The 14,618-nt window shown below is 60.3% G+C and carries 19 protein-coding genes; 11 read left to right on the forward strand and 8 right to left on the reverse strand.

The features are described 5' to 3' along the window. Positions 1 to 9: 9 nt before the first annotated feature. The 4 genes from flgG to ACR0FC_RS16085 are packed head-to-tail and all read left to right on the forward strand — an operon-like array spanning position 10 to position 2,473. Positions 10 to 795: a flagellar basal-body rod protein FlgG gene (gene flgG, locus ACR0FC_RS16070; RefSeq protein ID WP_093963652.1), complete on the forward strand. Its 786-nt coding sequence runs from the start codon at positions 10 to 12 to the stop codon at positions 793 to 795. Next, positions 795 to 1,211 carry a flagellar basal body P-ring formation chaperone FlgA gene (flgA, locus tag ACR0FC_RS16075; RefSeq protein ID WP_170342459.1) on the forward strand — a complete coding sequence of 139 codons (417 nt, stop codon included), beginning with the start codon at positions 795 to 797 and terminating at the stop codon, positions 1,209 to 1,211. Before flgG ends, flgA begins: the two co-directional genes overlap by 1 nt. 2 nt (positions 1,212 to 1,213) lie before the next feature. Next, entirely contained in the window at positions 1,214 to 1,942 is a 729-nt protein-coding gene (gene flgH, locus ACR0FC_RS16080) for a flagellar basal body L-ring protein FlgH (RefSeq protein ID WP_170342457.1), read from the forward strand. 12 nt (positions 1,943 to 1,954) lie between these two features. After that, positions 1,955 to 2,473 carry a flagellar basal body-associated FliL family protein gene (locus tag ACR0FC_RS16085; RefSeq protein WP_254437841.1) on the forward strand — a complete coding sequence of 173 codons (519 nt, stop codon included), beginning with the start codon at positions 1,955 to 1,957 and terminating at the stop codon, positions 2,471 to 2,473. Positions 2,474 to 2,501: 28 nt separating this feature from the next. Here ACR0FC_RS16085 and ACR0FC_RS16090 read toward each other — a convergent pair whose 3' ends face one another. The 8 genes from ACR0FC_RS16090 to ACR0FC_RS16125 form a co-directional block, all read right to left on the reverse strand. Then, positions 2,502 to 2,888, reverse strand: a complete 387-nt coding sequence (locus ACR0FC_RS16090) for a hypothetical protein (RefSeq protein WP_170342453.1) — start codon at positions 2,886 to 2,888, stop codon at positions 2,502 to 2,504. After that, positions 2,885 to 3,970, reverse strand: a complete 1,086-nt coding sequence (gene flhB / locus ACR0FC_RS16095) for a flagellar type III secretion system protein FlhB (RefSeq protein ID WP_170342452.1) — start codon at positions 3,968 to 3,970, stop codon at positions 2,885 to 2,887. Before flhB ends, ACR0FC_RS16090 begins: the two co-directional genes overlap by 4 nt. After that, complete coding sequence (locus ACR0FC_RS16100; RefSeq protein ID WP_170342450.1) at positions 3,967 to 4,740, reverse strand: flagellar biosynthetic protein FliR; 774 nt, start codon at positions 4,738 to 4,740, stop codon at positions 3,967 to 3,969. The genes flhB and ACR0FC_RS16100 overlap by 4 nt, the downstream gene beginning before the upstream one ends. Then, positions 4,737 to 6,764, reverse strand: coding sequence for a flagellar biosynthesis protein FlhA (flhA, locus tag ACR0FC_RS16105; RefSeq protein WP_217358671.1), 2,028 nt, complete (start codon positions 6,762 to 6,764; stop codon positions 4,737 to 4,739). Before flhA ends, ACR0FC_RS16100 begins: the two co-directional genes overlap by 4 nt. Before the next feature lie 63 nt (positions 6,765 to 6,827). Continuing rightward, positions 6,828 to 7,532: a transglycosylase SLT domain-containing protein gene (locus ACR0FC_RS16110; protein WP_170342446.1), complete on the reverse strand. Its 705-nt coding sequence runs from the start codon at positions 7,530 to 7,532 to the stop codon at positions 6,828 to 6,830. Between the two features lie 72 nt (positions 7,533 to 7,604). Then, complete coding sequence (locus ACR0FC_RS16115) at positions 7,605 to 8,033, reverse strand: Lrp/AsnC family transcriptional regulator (RefSeq protein ID WP_093963783.1); 429 nt, start codon at positions 8,031 to 8,033, stop codon at positions 7,605 to 7,607. A gap of 56 nt (positions 8,034 to 8,089) precedes the next feature. Next, positions 8,090 to 9,409 (reverse strand): MFS transporter, encoded by a 1,320-nt coding sequence (locus tag ACR0FC_RS16120; protein ID WP_170342444.1) that lies wholly within the window; start codon positions 9,407 to 9,409, stop codon positions 8,090 to 8,092. Continuing rightward, positions 9,409 to 9,663 carry a metal-sensing transcriptional repressor gene (locus ACR0FC_RS16125; RefSeq protein ID WP_170342441.1) on the reverse strand — a complete coding sequence of 85 codons (255 nt, stop codon included), beginning with the start codon at positions 9,661 to 9,663 and terminating at the stop codon, positions 9,409 to 9,411. Before ACR0FC_RS16125 ends, ACR0FC_RS16120 begins: the two co-directional genes overlap by 1 nt. Positions 9,664 to 9,795: 132 nt before the next feature. Between ACR0FC_RS16125 and ACR0FC_RS16130 the strand changes: the two genes are divergently transcribed. The 7 genes from ACR0FC_RS16130 (at position 9,796) to ptsN (ending at position 14,577) form a co-directional block, all read left to right on the forward strand. Beyond that, positions 9,796 to 10,410, forward strand: a complete 615-nt coding sequence (locus ACR0FC_RS16130; protein WP_093963642.1) for a ribonuclease D — start codon at positions 9,796 to 9,798, stop codon at positions 10,408 to 10,410. Further along, positions 10,407 to 11,375 (forward strand): KpsF/GutQ family sugar-phosphate isomerase, encoded by a 969-nt coding sequence (locus tag ACR0FC_RS16135; protein ID WP_170342439.1) that lies wholly within the window; start codon positions 10,407 to 10,409, stop codon positions 11,373 to 11,375. Before ACR0FC_RS16130 ends, ACR0FC_RS16135 begins: the two co-directional genes overlap by 4 nt. Positions 11,376 to 11,387: 12 nt before the next feature. Beyond that, positions 11,388 to 11,987 carry an LPS export ABC transporter periplasmic protein LptC gene (lptC, locus tag ACR0FC_RS16140; protein ID WP_093963640.1) on the forward strand — a complete coding sequence of 200 codons (600 nt, stop codon included), beginning with the start codon at positions 11,388 to 11,390 and terminating at the stop codon, positions 11,985 to 11,987. Between the two features lie 3 nt (positions 11,988 to 11,990). Continuing rightward, on the forward strand, positions 11,991 to 12,482 hold the full coding sequence (locus ACR0FC_RS16145; protein ID WP_367646370.1) for an LptA/OstA family protein: 492 nt from the start codon (positions 11,991 to 11,993) through the stop codon (positions 12,480 to 12,482). Beyond that, positions 12,482 to 13,240, forward strand: coding sequence for an LPS export ABC transporter ATP-binding protein (lptB, locus tag ACR0FC_RS16150; protein ID WP_093963638.1), 759 nt, complete (start codon positions 12,482 to 12,484; stop codon positions 13,238 to 13,240). Before ACR0FC_RS16145 ends, lptB begins: the two co-directional genes overlap by 1 nt. 252 nt (positions 13,241 to 13,492) lie before the next feature. Then, positions 13,493 to 14,056: a ribosome hibernation-promoting factor, HPF/YfiA family gene (hpf, locus tag ACR0FC_RS16155; RefSeq protein WP_170342438.1), complete on the forward strand. Its 564-nt coding sequence runs from the start codon at positions 13,493 to 13,495 to the stop codon at positions 14,054 to 14,056. Between the two features lie 56 nt (positions 14,057 to 14,112). Next, positions 14,113 to 14,577 carry a PTS IIA-like nitrogen regulatory protein PtsN gene (ptsN, locus tag ACR0FC_RS16160; RefSeq protein ID WP_093963782.1) on the forward strand — a complete coding sequence of 155 codons (465 nt, stop codon included), beginning with the start codon at positions 14,113 to 14,115 and terminating at the stop codon, positions 14,575 to 14,577. Positions 14,578 to 14,618: the final 41 nt, after the last annotated feature.

Here is a 14,618-nt window from a genome sequence, read left to right on the forward strand (position 1 = left end):
GAAACCGAAATGCGAGCCCTGAAAATTGCCGCGACCGGAATGGCGGCGCAACAAATGCGGGTCGAGACGATCTCGAACAACCTGGCGAACATGTCGACCACGGGCTACAACGCCCGGCGGGCTGAATTTGCGGATCTGCACTATCAGCAGATGGCTCGCGCCGGCACGGTGAACGCCGCGGACGGGACTGTCCTGCCGACGGGAATACAGCTTGGTCTGGGTGTTCGTCCTGCAGCCGTGACCGTCGAGTTGGCCCAAGGCGCGTTGTCCGCGACGGGCAGTGACCTGGACATTGCGATCGAAGGGCGCGGGTATCTCGAGGTGGTGCTGCCAAACGGTCAGTCGGCCTATACCCGTGACGGCAGTCTGAAGCGATCGGCCGAAGGCCTCATCGTCACGTCGGACGGGTTTGCGGTCGCCCCCGAAATCACTATCCCGGACGACGCGCGGTCGATTTCCATCAACGCGTCCGGCGAGGTCTACGCCTATTTTGACGACACCGCGGAAGGGCAACTGCTGGGGGAATTCACGCTGGCCAGCTTTTCCAATGCCAAGGGCCTCGAGGCCATCGGCAGCAACCTGTTCAAGGAAACCGAGGCTTCAGGCGCACCGATCGTGGGTACCCCAGGCGAGGACGGGCTCGGAATGCTGCGTCAAGGCTATTTGGAAGACAGCTCGGTTGATGCGGTACGTGAGGTGACCGATCTGATCGAGGCGCAGCGCGCTTATGAAATGAATGCCAAGGTGATTTCGGCCGTCGACCAGATGATGGGCGCGACGACACAGGTACGCTGATGCGGGTCGTGGGCTTCATATCCCTGTGGCTTCTTCCGGTTGCCGCCTTCGCTGACATAGTCGTGCTGACCAGAACGATCCGGGCCAAGGAGATCATTGAATCCGCTGATCTTCAGGTGAAATCCGGTGAGGCGCCCGGCGCGGTAAATGATCCTGCAGACCTGATCGGGAAGGAAGCCAAAACCGCTTTGTATCCCGGTCGGCCAATTCTGAAGGCAAGTGTCGGCCCTCCCGCTCTGGTCGATCGAAACGATCTGGTGACGCTTGTCTTCGTGAAAGGTGGACTGTCCATCGCGGTCGAAGGGCGTGCGCTGGGCCGCGGAGCCGCCGGAGATCGCATCCGCGTCATGAACCTGTCGTCACGAACGACGGTAACCGGAAAAATCCGTTCCGACGGCCAAATCGAGGTATTTTGATCATGAAACTGTCCAGATCCCTGTTGCTGGCCATCCTGTCCCTTTCCGCCTGCGGGCGTTTGGACCATCTGGGCAAACCGCCCAGCCTGTCGCCAACTACGGAAACTCCGGAACACGTGGCGATGTTGTGGCCGGGTTTGCCGTTGCACACTCAATCTCAGCGCGCCGTGGACGGCGCGTCTCTGTGGAGTGGGGGTCAGCAGTCTCTGCTGGGTGATCAGCGCGCCATCAAGAAGGGCGATATTCTGACTGTCGTGATCGAGCTTGATGAAAAGGCCGAAATCTCGAACGATACAAACCGGTCGCGCGGCAGCTCGGAAGATCTCAAGGTTCCCGGCCTCTTGGGATTGCCCCAGCGCGCAGCGAAACACCTGCCACATGGTGCGTCACTGGACGAGGCGGTTTCGATCGATTCCGCGTCAGTCAGCAAGGGCAAGGGGTCTGTGAAACGCAAGGAAAAGCTGACACTGCGCGTCGCCGCAACGGTGATCGATGTCCTGCCGAACGGCGTCCTGTCGATTTCCGGAACGCAGGAACTGAGGGTGAATTTCGAACTTCGCGAGCTGCTGGTGTCTGGTTATGTGCGTCCGCAGGACATCTCGCGCCAGAACGAGATTACCTATGACAAGATTGCGTCTGCACGGGTGTCCTATGGCGGCCGCGGCCAGATCACGGATGTTCAGCAGCCACGATACGGGCAACAGGTGCTGGACGCGCTGTTACCGTTCTAAGGTGTTCAAATGATGAAGAAACTACTCCCCGTTTTCTTTTTGATTGCAGGTCTCGGGGCCGGCGCTGCGGCTGGGCTGCTTTTGACACCGGAACCAGAGGATACCGTGGCCGATGCCAAAGCACCGGAGCCCCACGCCGAGGAGACCGTCAAGGCAGACAAGGCGAACAAAACCTCCGGCCATAGTGAGACGTCCGGCAAGGCCGGTCCCTATGAATATCTCAAGTTGACCAAACAGTTCGTCGTTCCGGTCGTCGAAGAAAACGAAATCTCTGCTCTGGTGACCATGTCGCTGAGCCTGGAAACCCGGCCGGGCATCTCGGAGGAGTTCTACGAAATCGAACCGAAACTGCGGGACGGGTTTCTTCAAGTGCTGTTTGATCACGCGAATATTGGTGGGTTCGACGGCGAATTCACGCAATCGGACAATCTCGAGGTGCTGCGAAAGTCCCTGTTGGAGGTTGCCCGAAAGAACCTTGGCGATGACGTGTCTCGTGTTTTGATCATGAGCGTGAGCCGCCAGGACACCTAACGCCAGAGGGCGGGCTTTGGCTTTCGTTTTACTGATTCATCAGTTTCCTGGCGCGTGCAATGCGCAGCGCGGTTTCTTGATCGCGCTGCAACGACTCAACCGCCTGCTTGCGGCCGAATGCTCGGCGAAGGTCCTCCATCATAGCCAGTTTCCGGGATCTGACCCGAGCCAAATCAGTGTTGAGGTCACGCCGGGTTCTGGACTCCCATCCGTGCCACAAGACGTCCGCGCCGGCGATCTGGTACCCAGGGGTTTGCGCGGCGTCCGACGCCGTTTGGGCGACCTGAGCGTTCAGCGCGCTAATCTGTGCCTGAATGCGGCTTTCGGCCTCAAGTATCGGTTTCAGTTTCTGAAACTCTCGTTCGAAAGAAGCCGCCGTGACCGCCGCTAGATCCCTTAGCTTCGCGCGCGTCATCCGAACGCTCCCTTCGCGCGTTTTCGCATGGCTTCGGCAAATCGGATGGCCGCAGCGACCGGGCGATACAGGTCTTCCGTTATCTCCTTTCCGATCTCGACGGTCGCATGCAGGGCCCGCGCCGTCGGCGGATCCGAGTGAATCGGAACTCCTGACTCCATCGCCGTTCGGCGGATTGTCGCGGCAACTTCGTCAACGCCCTTTGCGACGCAGACGGGTGCTGTTCCACGGGCGCGGGTCCATTTCAATGCCACCGCAAAATGGGTGGGATTGACGATGACCACATCGGCCTTTGGCACCTCGGCCATCATCTGGTTGGTCGCAATTTCTTGCGCGCGCTGGCGTCTTTGCTGTTTGACATGCGGATCGCCTTCCGAGTCTTTCGTCTCGTCCTGCAGTTCTTTGCGCGACATTCGATTTTTGCGCATGTGCTCGGAATACTGCCACAGGTAGTCGATGACCCCGATGGCCAGCGTGACGGCGACGACGATGAACAGGAACCGAAACAGAAGGTTCATCATCAGCGGGATAGAGGCTCGTACGGGGCTGGCTGCAGCGGTCAGGATGTCCGCCAGGTTGGATTTCAAAAACACGGCAAGGCATATGCTGTAGATCACCAGCTTGATGAAGCTTTTGAAGAACTCAAAAAGCCCGGCACGGCCGAACTTGTTCTTGGCATTGGATGGGATCGAAATGCGTGACGTCTTCGGCGTCAGCTTGCTTGGGGCAAACACCAGGGCGCGCTGCGCCAGCAAATTCAACAAGACAAGCGCCGCTGGAACCGCCAACAGAACGCCTGCGGAAACGGCAACCTTTGTCATCAGCCCGCCGACCGGTGCAGCCGCGCTGCCAGACAACAACAGTGACAGTTCCGGGGCCTGATCAATCAGGACCATCAGGGATGATCCCAAATGCTCGGTCGAAAAATGCCCGACCGCCAAAAGAGCGATTGTCAGGCCGGAATAGGCGGCAACGGCGGACAGGTCATTTGATTTGACGACCTCACCCTTTTCCCGAGCCTTCTGCAGTTTCTGCGGTGTCGCCTCGAAGGACTTGTCGGTGTCGTCGTCCGAGCCGCTCATTCCGGTGCTCCGATCGGATCAAGCAAGTACTGGAACAGGACGTCAGACCAGACCGCAAGGATGGTCGGCGCTCCCGCGAACAAAAGGAACAATCCGGCAAAGGTGATCGCCGGCGCGCCCACAAAAGCGACCATCAGTTGAGGCATGGCCCGGTTGATGACACCCAGAGCCAAGTTGTAGATCAATGATGCAATGACAAACGGCATGGCCAGCCCAAAGGCCAATGCAAAGCTGCGCGATACCTGCGACACCCCCCAACGTGACAGATCGGTCGCCATCGGGGCGGCACCCACCGGGAATAGTGAATAGCTGTCGATCAGGAATTGGGCCGCCCGGATGTGAACGCCCATCAGTGTGGCAAGGGCCAACCCGGACAGGGTCAAGAAATGACCCATCGCCGGGGCCGGGTCCGCAGCGGCACCACCCAGGATCTGCGATAACGACGTGGCTTGCGCGGCCATCGACCCGGCGGTTTGAAGGGCGAGTACCAGTAGCCGAAGCCCGATCCCCAGGGTCAGGCCGATCAGGATTTCGGTCAGTATCAATTGAACCAGCGGCATCAGGCCACTGTCGGGCTCGGCAACGGAAACCGACGGCGCGACGACCAGCGTGAATGCCATTGCGACCCCCAGCTTTACGCGGGTTGGAATGCTGCGCTCCCCGAAGGCTGGCAGCAGGGAAACCACCGCTGAAACCCTGAGAAAAACCGCAAACGAGGACCACAGGATGCCCCCCAGCTGAGCCAGCAAATCCGGCGGCAGCCCAATCACGCCGGCACCGTTCCGACCAGCGCCGGCCGCGCTTCGAGCCCAATTTCCTCGAACGACAGGACTGGATTCGAGATTCCCCGCGCGTGCATGATGGTACGCAGCAACCTGCGCCGCCGCGTCGAGGTTACCAACGCCGGGAACACACCCTGATCCGCGCTGCGTGTTATCGTCGTGACGACGCCATCGGCCAGTTTGTTGAACAGATTGGGGGGCAGCGCCACATCCAATCCAGCATTCGGAGTGTCGATCTGGTAGGTGGAGAACGTCTCCTCCCATTCCGGCGCCAACTGGATCAGGGGAATCGAGCCGTCGCCACGCTTCAGGTCCGCCACCAGCTGGAAGCCCAGTCGCTGGCGCACGATCTCACAGATCGCCTCAGGCTGCGTCGTGGTCATCCGCGCTTCGGCGACGCTCTCCAGGATCAGCGCGATGTTGCGGATCGAAACCCGTTCTTCGAGCAGCAGACGCAAAACCGCGTGCAAGGTGTCGATCGGAACCTTGTCGGGGATCAGCTCATCCAGCAGCTTTCGGTTTGCCTCGGCCCGGACCGGGTCGCTCAGGCGGGTCATCTCGGACAGGAGCCGACGCAGGGATTTCAGGGTCAGCAGGCGCGGGAAGTTCTGCTTGATGATTTCCAGCAGATGGGTCGCCAGAATCTCGGGCGGGGTGACGATGGTTGCGCCGCTCAGCGCGGCGGACTCTTGATCCTTGGGCAGGATCCACCGGGCGGGCGCGCCGTAGACGGGTTCGGTGACGTCATTGCCTTCCGGCAACAGGTCCAGCCCGTCCTGCACCAGCGCCAGGATCAGGTCGGGGTGAAGCACCCCCCGGGCCTGTTCGACGCCCTGAACACGAATGACGTAAGTGCCCGTCGGCAAGTCGGCCCGGTCTGTCAGTCGGATCTCCGGAAGGATCAATCCAAAGCTCGACGCCACGTAGGTCCGCATGTTGGCGATCCGGGCGTCCAATCCGGTGCCAGGGTTCAACACCATACTGACCAGATCCGGGGCAAATTCGAGGTGAATGTCGTCGAGGTCAAGGACGTCGCCGATGCCTTGTGATGCCTTGGGCTCGGCGTCCGAAGCCGCCATCTGTGCCGCCTCTGTGGCAGCTGATTGCTTTCTGTGAACAACGAAGGCCGCATAGCCCAGGATCACGCCACCGAGAATGAACGGCAGAAAAGGCAACCCGGGCACCAGCGCAAACAGCACCATCAGGATCGCAACGGTTGCCAGCGCAGCCGGATGCCGCCCCAGTTGCGAGAACAAGGCGGTGTCGGTTGCACCCTGCGTGCCACCGCGGGCCAGCAACAGGGCGGATGCGATGGAGATGATGACAGCCGGTATCTGCGTGACCAACCCGTCACCAACAGTCAGGATCGCATAGGTTTCAAACGCCGAGGCGACCGGCATACTGTGCACGATCACCCCCATGATCAACCCCATCACCAGGTTGAGCAGGGTAATCAGCAGCCCTGCAATTGCATCGCCCTTGACGAATTTGGATGCCCCGTCCAGCGACCCGAAAAAGGTGGTTTCCTGTTGCTCGAGCTCGCGCCGTTCCTTGGCTTGCTGATGGTCGATGGCGCCGGCAGACATGTCGCTGTCGATGGCAAGCTGCTTGCCCGGCATTCCGTCAAGGGCAAAGCGGGCCCCGACTTCGGCCATACGCGCCGCACCTTTGGTGATCACCATGAAGTTCACGATCAGCAGCACACCGAATACCACGAGGCCCAGGAAGATGCTGCCGCTCATGACGAATTGGGCAAAGCCCTCGATGACGTCACCGGCGGCGTTCGGCCCGGTATGACCCTGCCCGATGATCAGCTTGGTCGACGACACGTTGAGCGACAGGCGCAGCATCAGCGAGGCCAGCAGTATCGTTGGAAAGGACGAGAAATCCAAAGGTCGCTCGATGAACAGGGTCAGGGTGAAAATCAGGATGGCCAGTGCGAACGAGGCCGCAAGGCCAATGTCCAGTACCCAGGATGGCATTGGCAGGATCATCATGACGATCACCGTCATCAAGGCCAACGCCAGTAGAACGGTGGGTGAAAACAGGGATCGGGCGTCAAGCTTTGGCACGCGTCACTCCTGATCGAACGCGATGAAGGCAGCAGCAGCGGCTGAGGCGGGAACCAATGAGCCCAAGCGGCCCGGCCCGGTTCGGCCACGACCGGGCGGGATCAAAGGCGCGGCCGCCCGTGAAAACGGATCGCGCCCCGTGTGTCCCGGTTGCGCCGACGGTACGCCGTCGAGATTGGCCAGGATGGTTTCAAACCGGTCCGTATAAGCCTGTGCAAGGCCCGGCGTGCGCGAGTGATAGGCGCCAACCGCATGCCCCCACGAACCCTGTTCGGCATGGAGCGTCTTCAGGAACTGCGCCGCGTAGGCGGCGTTCTGGTCCGGATCAAACATAGCGTCTATGGACCGGAAGGCTTTGCCATGCCAGCGGTAGTTGATCTGGAAACAGCCAATATCAAAACTGCGGGCACCCGCTTTGAACACGTCGAAGACAAAGGCCTTGGCCTCGGTTTCGGTGGCGAACCAGTACCCTTTGCCCTCGACATTGACGGTCCAGGGCCAGGGTGTCAGGCGACCCATCATCGTGCGCCCGGTCTCGGTTCGGGTGACGGCCAACAGGATATCCTGCGGCACACCTTCGGCCATTGCCGCCCGTCTCGCGGCCCGGTCGCAGACATCAATCGCGGGGCCATCCGACCATGCCAAGGCAGCAGGCGCGGCGGCGGCCAGCCAAACGGCGATCGAGATGAAAAACTTGAGCTCTGGCATTCTGCCGGTCCGGGGATTCTTGTGTCCGGGCCAAGCTAGCCAGTTTTGGGTTTACAGAGGGTTATCGGGACCTCAGCCCCGATCGATGCGGCGGCCGAACACAACGCTGGTGTTGGTCCGCAGCACCCCCGGGATCGCCGCAAGCTCATCAACCAGAATGTCCAGATCCTCGATCCGCGGCGCTTCGGCGGACAGCAATAGATCGAATTCTCCATTGATCGACAGGCACAGCTTGACCTCTGGATAGGCTTCGAGCCGCTTGATGATGCGGGCGGTTTCTTTCTGCTGTACCTCCAGCAGGACAACGACCTGGACCTTGGGCGTGTCCTCGGCCTGGCGCAGGATCACCGAGTATCCGGCGATCACACCGTTTCTCTCCATCCGGCTGATACGTTCATGCACCGTAGTCCGGGCCACCCCGAGCGTTGCCGCGATATGGGTGGTCGAGGCGCGCGCGTTGTGTTGCAGCGCGGCAATGATGCGGCGATCAAGCTGGTCCATCGATGCTCCGTGTTCCGAAGGGATGGTTCGGGTGTATGCCAGTTTGGCGCCTGCGCTCAAGGCTGATGCGGGTAACGGGGGTGAAGGTCGTCGATGATGATCGGGTGGGCGTGCTCTGCCGATCCCGACAGGTGCGGATGGTCGATCGGCAGGTCCGGATGCTGGTGGATGACCGCGCCCGGCTCGGCGCGAGGCCATGCCAACAGGGCTCCGACCAGACCGCACAGCGACAGAACGGTCAACAAAGCCATTGCTACGGTAGCACCGAACGCTGTCATGACCCATCCGGCCAGCGGGTAGAGAACCAACCAGCAGGCATGCGACAGGGTGAACTGGGCGGCGAATACGGCCGGGCGGTCTTCGGCATGGGCCGAACGGGTCAGCAGGCGCCCCGATGGGGTTAGGGTCGCCGAGTATCCGAAGCCGACCAGTGCCCAGATTGCGGACAGCCCGGCAAGGCTCATGGGTACAGCTGCAGACAGGATCGCAGCAATCGCCATGGCCGCGGTGGCAATCGTCGCACCCGTCAGCATCACTTTGCGGTCCTCGAACCGCCGCAATACCGCCGGCAAGGCAAATGCCGCCAGCATTGACCCACCGCCGAATCCGGCCAGCGCGATGGCCACGGCACTATCGGACAGCCCCAGGCTTGCACGCACGATGACGACGGTATTGACCAAGACCATCGCGCTGAGTGCTGCGGCGCTCCAGCTCAAAGCCAGCAATCCTCGCAGGCGTGGTGTGGCCAGATAGATCCGCAGACCGCGGGTCGTGCGGTCGAAGATCCCGCGCGGCCGGACGGGCGTGGGTGAGGGAAGGGCAACCGACATGACCAACAAGGCCGAGGCGACAAAGCCGAGGCTTGTCCCCAGAAACAGGCTGTCGAAGCTGACGAAGATAAGCAGGAACGCGGCCAGCATCGGGCTCACCAGACTTTCCAGATCATAGGCCAGGCGCGACAGCGACAGCGCCTTGGTATAATCCTGCTGGTCGGTCAGAACGTCTGGTATCGTGGCCTGAAACGCCGGGGTGAACCCGGCTGAGGCAGATTGCAGAACGAAAATCAGAACGTAGACCTGCCAGATGTCGGTCACGAACGGCAGGCACAGCGCCACTGCGGCGCGGATGAGGTCCAGCGTCACAAGCAGTTTTCGCCGGTTTAGCCGTTCCGCAATGGCCGCCGCCACCGGTGCGACCGTAACATAGGCAACCATCTTTATCGTCAGTGCCGTACCCAGAACCAGGGCCGCAGAGCTTCCGGCCAGATCGTAGGCCAGAAGCCCCAGGGCCACCGTGGCAAGACCGGTGCCCGTCAAGGCCACGATTTGCGCCGCAAGCAGGTGACGATAGACCCGGTTTTGCAAAACGCTCAGCATCACAGGTACTTGGTGATGGTCTTGAAGGCGTCGACCGAGTCGGCGTCGCCCGAAGCCAGGCAATGGTCGACATGATCATGGATCAGTGTCCGCTTGGCATTCGTGATCGCCTTTTCCACGGCGAAAAGCTGCTGAGCGATATCCGGACAGGGCTCTTGGTCGTCCAGCATGGCGATGACCTTGGCCAGATGCCCATGTGCGCGTTTCAGGCGCGCGATGATCTGCGGGTGTGTTGAATGCTTGTGAGGGGTCATGTATTAACCCTATCCCCCCCATGGGGATGCATCAAGCCGGCCGGAGATCAATCGTGGCATCGGTCCGGATGGCGTTGAGTTTGCAGGCCAAACACCCTATTTCGGGGACGATACCGAACGAAGGAAGCACGTGTGGCGAACCATCTGTACAAGAACGACCTGCCCGATGGGCTGGATCTGGGCCCGATCGTGGCCATTGATTGTGAGACCATGGGTCTCAACCCGCACCGGGATCGCCTGTGCGTGATTCAGATGTCCGGGGGTGACGGCGATTGCCATATCGTGCAGGTCGAAAAGGGCCAAACCTCGGCGCCGAACCTGAGTGCCATGCTGGAAAACCCGGATGTGCTGAAGCTGTTTCATTTCGGGCGGTTCGACATTGCCGCGATGTATCATGCCTTCGGGGCGTTGGCCGCTCCGGTGTATTGCACCAAGATCGCCAGCCGCCTTGTGCGCACCTATACCGATCGTCATGGTCTCAAGAACCTGTGTCAGGAGTTGCTGGGCGTCGATATCTCGAAACAGCAACAGATGAGCGACTGGGGTGCCGAGACCCTGACCGAGGCCCAACTGGATTATGCGGCCTCCGACGTCCTGTATCTGCACCGTCTGCGTGATGCCTTGAACGCGCGTCTGGAGCGTGAAGGGCGCACCGAAATGGCGCAGGCCTGTTTTGACTTCCTGCCGATGCGTGCCAGACTGGATCTGGCCGGATGGCCTGAAACGGATATTTTTGCGCACTCATGACAGACAATGAATCCTTTCTGAAGGTTGCCCGTCAGGTAATCACCGACGAAGCCCGGGCGTTGGATGTTTTGGCCGACAGCCTTGACGACCGGTTTGCCGAAGCCGTTCAGCTGATCCTGCAGGCCACAGGGCGGATCATCATCAGCGGCATCGGCAAGTCGGGACACATCGGCCACAAGATCGCCGCAACCCTGGCCAGCACCGGCACGCCGGCCTATTTCGTTCATCCGGCCGAGGCCAGTCACGGCGATCTGGGGATGGTGTCGAAAGGAGACGTGGTTCTGGCGATCTCAAATTCGGGCGAAGCACCGGAACTGGCCAATCTACTGGCCTTCACTCGTCGGTTCGGCATTCCGTTGATCGGCCTGTCCAGCAAGCCCGAAAGCTCGTTGATGAAACAGGCGGACGTTCATTTGCTGATCCCCTCTCTTGGCGAGGCCTGCGGTTATGGGATGGTGCCGTCGATTTCGACCACGCTGACGCTGGCCATGGGTGATGCGCTGGCGATTGCACTGATGAAATATCGTGACTTCAAGCCAGAAGATTTCCGCGCCTTCCATCCGGGCGGCAAACTGGGCGCGCAGCTGAGCGCCGTACGCGATCTGATGCACAGTGGCGATGCGGTGCCGCTGGTCTCTGCCGATACACCCATGAGCGACGCGTTGATCGAGATCAGCCAGAAAGGCTTTGGCGTGGTCGGGGTGACGGACGCGGATGGCAAGCTTGCCGGCATCATCACCGACGGCGACCTGCGGCGCCACATGGAGGGGCTGCTGGACAATACAGCCGCACAGGTCATGACCCGCAATCCGACCACGATCGCACCGGATTCTCTGGCCGAAGAAGCCGTGGCGATCATGAACGCGCGCAAGATCACCTCGTTGTTCGTGGTCGACCCCGAACAGCCGGGATTGGCGCAGGGCCTTCTGCATATTCACGATTGCCTGCGCGTCGGGCTGGGCTGACAGGAGGCGCAGGTGGACCGCTATTCCCGAATGGTGCAGTTCCTGAAGGTTCTGTTGCCGCTGGCGGCGATTCTGCTGCTGTCCACGGTATTCCTGCTGTCGCGCAGTATCGAAACCAACGTCTCGGGTCCGTTCACCCAGCAGGATATCGACGAACGGCTTGAGGGGCAGCTTGTGACCCGCCCGAACTATCGCGGGACCACCCGCAAGGGCGAAGATGTCCAGGTCGAGGCGGTACGGGCCAGCCAGGGAACTGCCGACAGCGATCCAAGAGCAACGGAATTCCGTGGCCGGTTCGGCCTGTTGAACGGTGGGGTGATCACGCTGGATTCCAACTCGGGGTCGATCCGACCGGACAAGGCGACGGCCACCTTCACCGGGGACGTGGTGATCACCACCACGGACGGTATACGGGTGACGACAGACCTGTTGAATACTTCATTGGACGAGATCCGGGGCGATACGCCAGGTCAGGTGCAGGGAACGGGGCCAATCGGCAATTTCTCGGCCGGGCGGATGACATTTGGCGCTGAAAAAGAGGGTGGACCGGTCCATATTCTTTTTACAGATGGCGTTAAGCTGTTATATGAGCCGAAAAAAGCCGAAAGATAGACTGTGTTTGATTTTCGTTTCGCCCTCGTTTGTTTCGCCCTGGCCGTGGGTTCGGTGCCAGCGTCCGCGCAGGAAGCGCAGGTGGCCTTTGGGTCGGTGAAGGCCGATCCCAGTCTGCCGGTCGAAGTGACATCCGAGACACTGAACGTCAATCAAGAGGACGGTTCGGCCGAGTTTCTTGGCAACGTCATTGTCGTTCAGGGCGAAATGCGCCTGTCCGCCGGTCGCGTGTTGGTGATCTACAACCAGGATCGGTCGGGGATCGAACGCATGGAGGCGTCGGAAAACGTCGTGCTTGTCAGCCCGCCGGATGCCGCCGAGGGGGACTGGGCGGAATACACCATCGACTCGGGTGTGATCGTGATGAAGGGCAACGTTCTGCTGACGCAGGGGCCCAGCACGATCAGCGGCGACCAGATGATTGCGAACCTGACAAGCGGAACCGCGACCATGTCGGGGCGGGTCAAGACGATCCTTCAGCAGGGCGGAAATTGATGGCGGGCCCGCAACTGTCCGTTGCCGAAGGGTCTCAGGGTCTGAAGATTCAGAAACTGCGCAAATCCTATCGCAAAAAGACCGTGATCCGGGACGTGTCGATGACACTGGACCGGTCCGAGGTCGTTGCGTTGCTAGGGCCGAACGGCTCGGGCAAGACGACCACGTTCTATTCCGTTGCCGGGCTGGTGTTCCCCGAGGCCGGAACGGTCACGTTGGACGGTCAGAATGTGACCACGCTGCCGATGTATCGCCGGGCGCGCATGGGCATCGGGTATCTGCCGCAGGAAATGTCGATCTTTCGCGGCTTGAGTGTCGAGGACAATATCTCGGCCGTGCTCGACATTGCGGTGAAGCATGTGCACCGCCGCAAGGAACGTCTGGAAGAGCTGCTCTCGGACTTTTCGATCGAGCATTTGCGGCGGGCGCCTGCCCTTGCATTGTCGGGTGGTGAACGCCGTCGCGTCGAGATAGCCCGCTGTCTGGCCGCCGACCCCAAATACCTGCTGCTGGACGAGCCGTTTGCCGGCGTCGACCCGATCAGCGTGGGCGATATCCGGCATCTGGTGGCGGATCTGAAAAAGCGTGGAATCGGCGTACTGATCACCGACCACAACGTGCGGGAAACGCTGGAAATTGTGGACCGCGCGTACATCCTGCACGACGGCCAGGTGCTGATGTCCGGATCGCCCGACGAGGTGGTGGAAAACGAAAATGTCCGCCGCGTGTATCTGGGTGAAAATTTCAAGATTTCATAGGCTTAGTTGTCATTGCGCCAGGCGCATGACAGAATTCGCGTATATACACTCCTGTTTTGATTGACTCTTCTGCCGCCTCTTGGCTCAATTGGGACATGGCATTTTCGCGGTTCCAGACTGGATCTCGATCTCCCTTCTCCGAAGGGCCTTACCGAGGACAACCGCGAAACATGTCTCTACCCCCCACCCGATAAAAACAAGCATGTCACCCGACGTGACGTCATAATGGGTGTGAATTGTGAAGGAGATCACATGCGTTACCAAATCAGCGGCAAACAGATCGACATTGGTGCAGCCTTGCAGACACACGTGCAGGACGCATTGGGCGAGGTCGTGAGCAAATATGCTCAGCGACCGACGGATGCCAACGTCGTCTTTTCCCGTTCAGCGCATGAGTATGTGTGCGAAACCACCATACATATGTCCACGGGCCTGACAGCCCAGGCCAAGGCACATGCAACCGAAATCTATGCAGCATTCGAGGCGTGCTGCGAAAAGATGGAGAAACAGTTGCGTCGCTACAAGCGTCGCCTCAAGGACCACCATCGTGAACGGGCTCAGCCGGTTGAACTCTTCGGAGCGTCATCTTATATCCTCGCCTCGAACGAATCGGACGTGGCCGACGAACCCGACTCATTGCAGCCCATCATCGTGGCTGAGATGGAAACCAAGATCCCATCGTTGAGTGTCGGCGAAGCTGTCATGCAAATGGAATTGGCCGGCGCCCCGGTGCTGGTGTTCAGGAATGAAAACAAGGACGGATTGAACGTCGTGTATCGCCGGGATGACGGCAATATCGGCTGGATCGATCCGTAACAGGCAAGAATTGGGCGGGGCCCCCGGATTCTGGGGGCGTCGCCGTGGAGCAAAACATGGATTTGTCGAGCATACTGAAGCCCGAAGCGGTGCGCGTGCTATCTGCAGCGTCCAGCAAAAAACGGTTGTTTCAGGAAATCGGTGACGTCGCCGCGGGCGCACTCGGACTTGATCCGCAGACCATCGTAGACTGCCTGCTGGAGCGGGAAAGCCTTGGGCCGACCGGCGTTGGCCATGGTGTTGCCCTGCCACACGCCCGTTTGTCCGAGATCGACTCGGTTGCCGGCGTGTTCGTCATGCTGGAAAAGCCCATCGACTTCGGATCGGTCGACCGTCAGCCCGTGGATCTGGCCTTTGCGCTGTTCGCCCCGGAAGACGCCGGTGTCGAGCATCTCAAGGCCTTGGCGCTGGTATCGCGCACGCTGCGCGACAGCGCGGTCTGCTCGAAGCTTCGGGCCAACCCGGATCCGGTCAAGCTGTATGCGATCCTGACCACAGCTCAGTCCATGCAAGCTGCCTGAGACCTGTTAGAAAGAAAAAAGCCCCCGGTTTTCGGGGGCTT

Source organism: Ruegeria sp. BB9 (assembly GCF_056539345.1).

Coding starts and splice junctions, on each gene's coding strand:
- flgG (WP_093963652.1), top strand. CDS start 10: ATGCGAGCCCTGAAAATTGCCGCGACCGGAATGGCGGCGCAACAAATG.
- flhA (WP_217358671.1), bottom strand. CDS start 6,764: ATGACGGTGATCGTCATGATGATCCTGCCAATGCCATCCTGGGTACTG.
- ACR0FC_RS16085 (WP_254437841.1), top strand. CDS start 1,955: ATGAAGAAACTACTCCCCGTTTTCTTTTTGATTGCAGGTCTCGGGGCC.
- flgA (WP_170342459.1), top strand. CDS start 795: ATGCGGGTCGTGGGCTTCATATCCCTGTGGCTTCTTCCGGTTGCCGCC.
- ACR0FC_RS16110 (WP_170342446.1), bottom strand. CDS start 7,532: ATGCCAGAGCTCAAGTTTTTCATCTCGATCGCCGTTTGGCTGGCCGCC.
- flhB (WP_170342452.1), bottom strand. CDS start 3,970: ATGAGCGGCTCGGACGACGACACCGACAAGTCCTTCGAGGCGACACCG.
- flgH (WP_170342457.1), top strand. CDS start 1,214: ATGAAACTGTCCAGATCCCTGTTGCTGGCCATCCTGTCCCTTTCCGCC.
- ptsN (WP_093963782.1), top strand. CDS start 14,113: ATGGATTTGTCGAGCATACTGAAGCCCGAAGCGGTGCGCGTGCTATCT.
- ACR0FC_RS16135 (WP_170342439.1), top strand. CDS start 10,407: ATGACAGACAATGAATCCTTTCTGAAGGTTGCCCGTCAGGTAATCACC.
- hpf (WP_170342438.1), top strand. CDS start 13,493: ATGCGTTACCAAATCAGCGGCAAACAGATCGACATTGGTGCAGCCTTG.
- ACR0FC_RS16090 (WP_170342453.1), bottom strand. CDS start 2,888: ATGACGCGCGCGAAGCTAAGGGATCTAGCGGCGGTCACGGCGGCTTCT.
- lptB (WP_093963638.1), top strand. CDS start 12,482: ATGGCGGGCCCGCAACTGTCCGTTGCCGAAGGGTCTCAGGGTCTGAAG.
- ACR0FC_RS16125 (WP_170342441.1), bottom strand. CDS start 9,663: ATGACCCCTCACAAGCATTCAACACACCCGCAGATCATCGCGCGCCTG.
- ACR0FC_RS16115 (WP_093963783.1), bottom strand. CDS start 8,033: ATGGACCAGCTTGATCGCCGCATCATTGCCGCGCTGCAACACAACGCG.
- ACR0FC_RS16120 (WP_170342444.1), bottom strand. CDS start 9,409: ATGCTGAGCGTTTTGCAAAACCGGGTCTATCGTCACCTGCTTGCGGCG.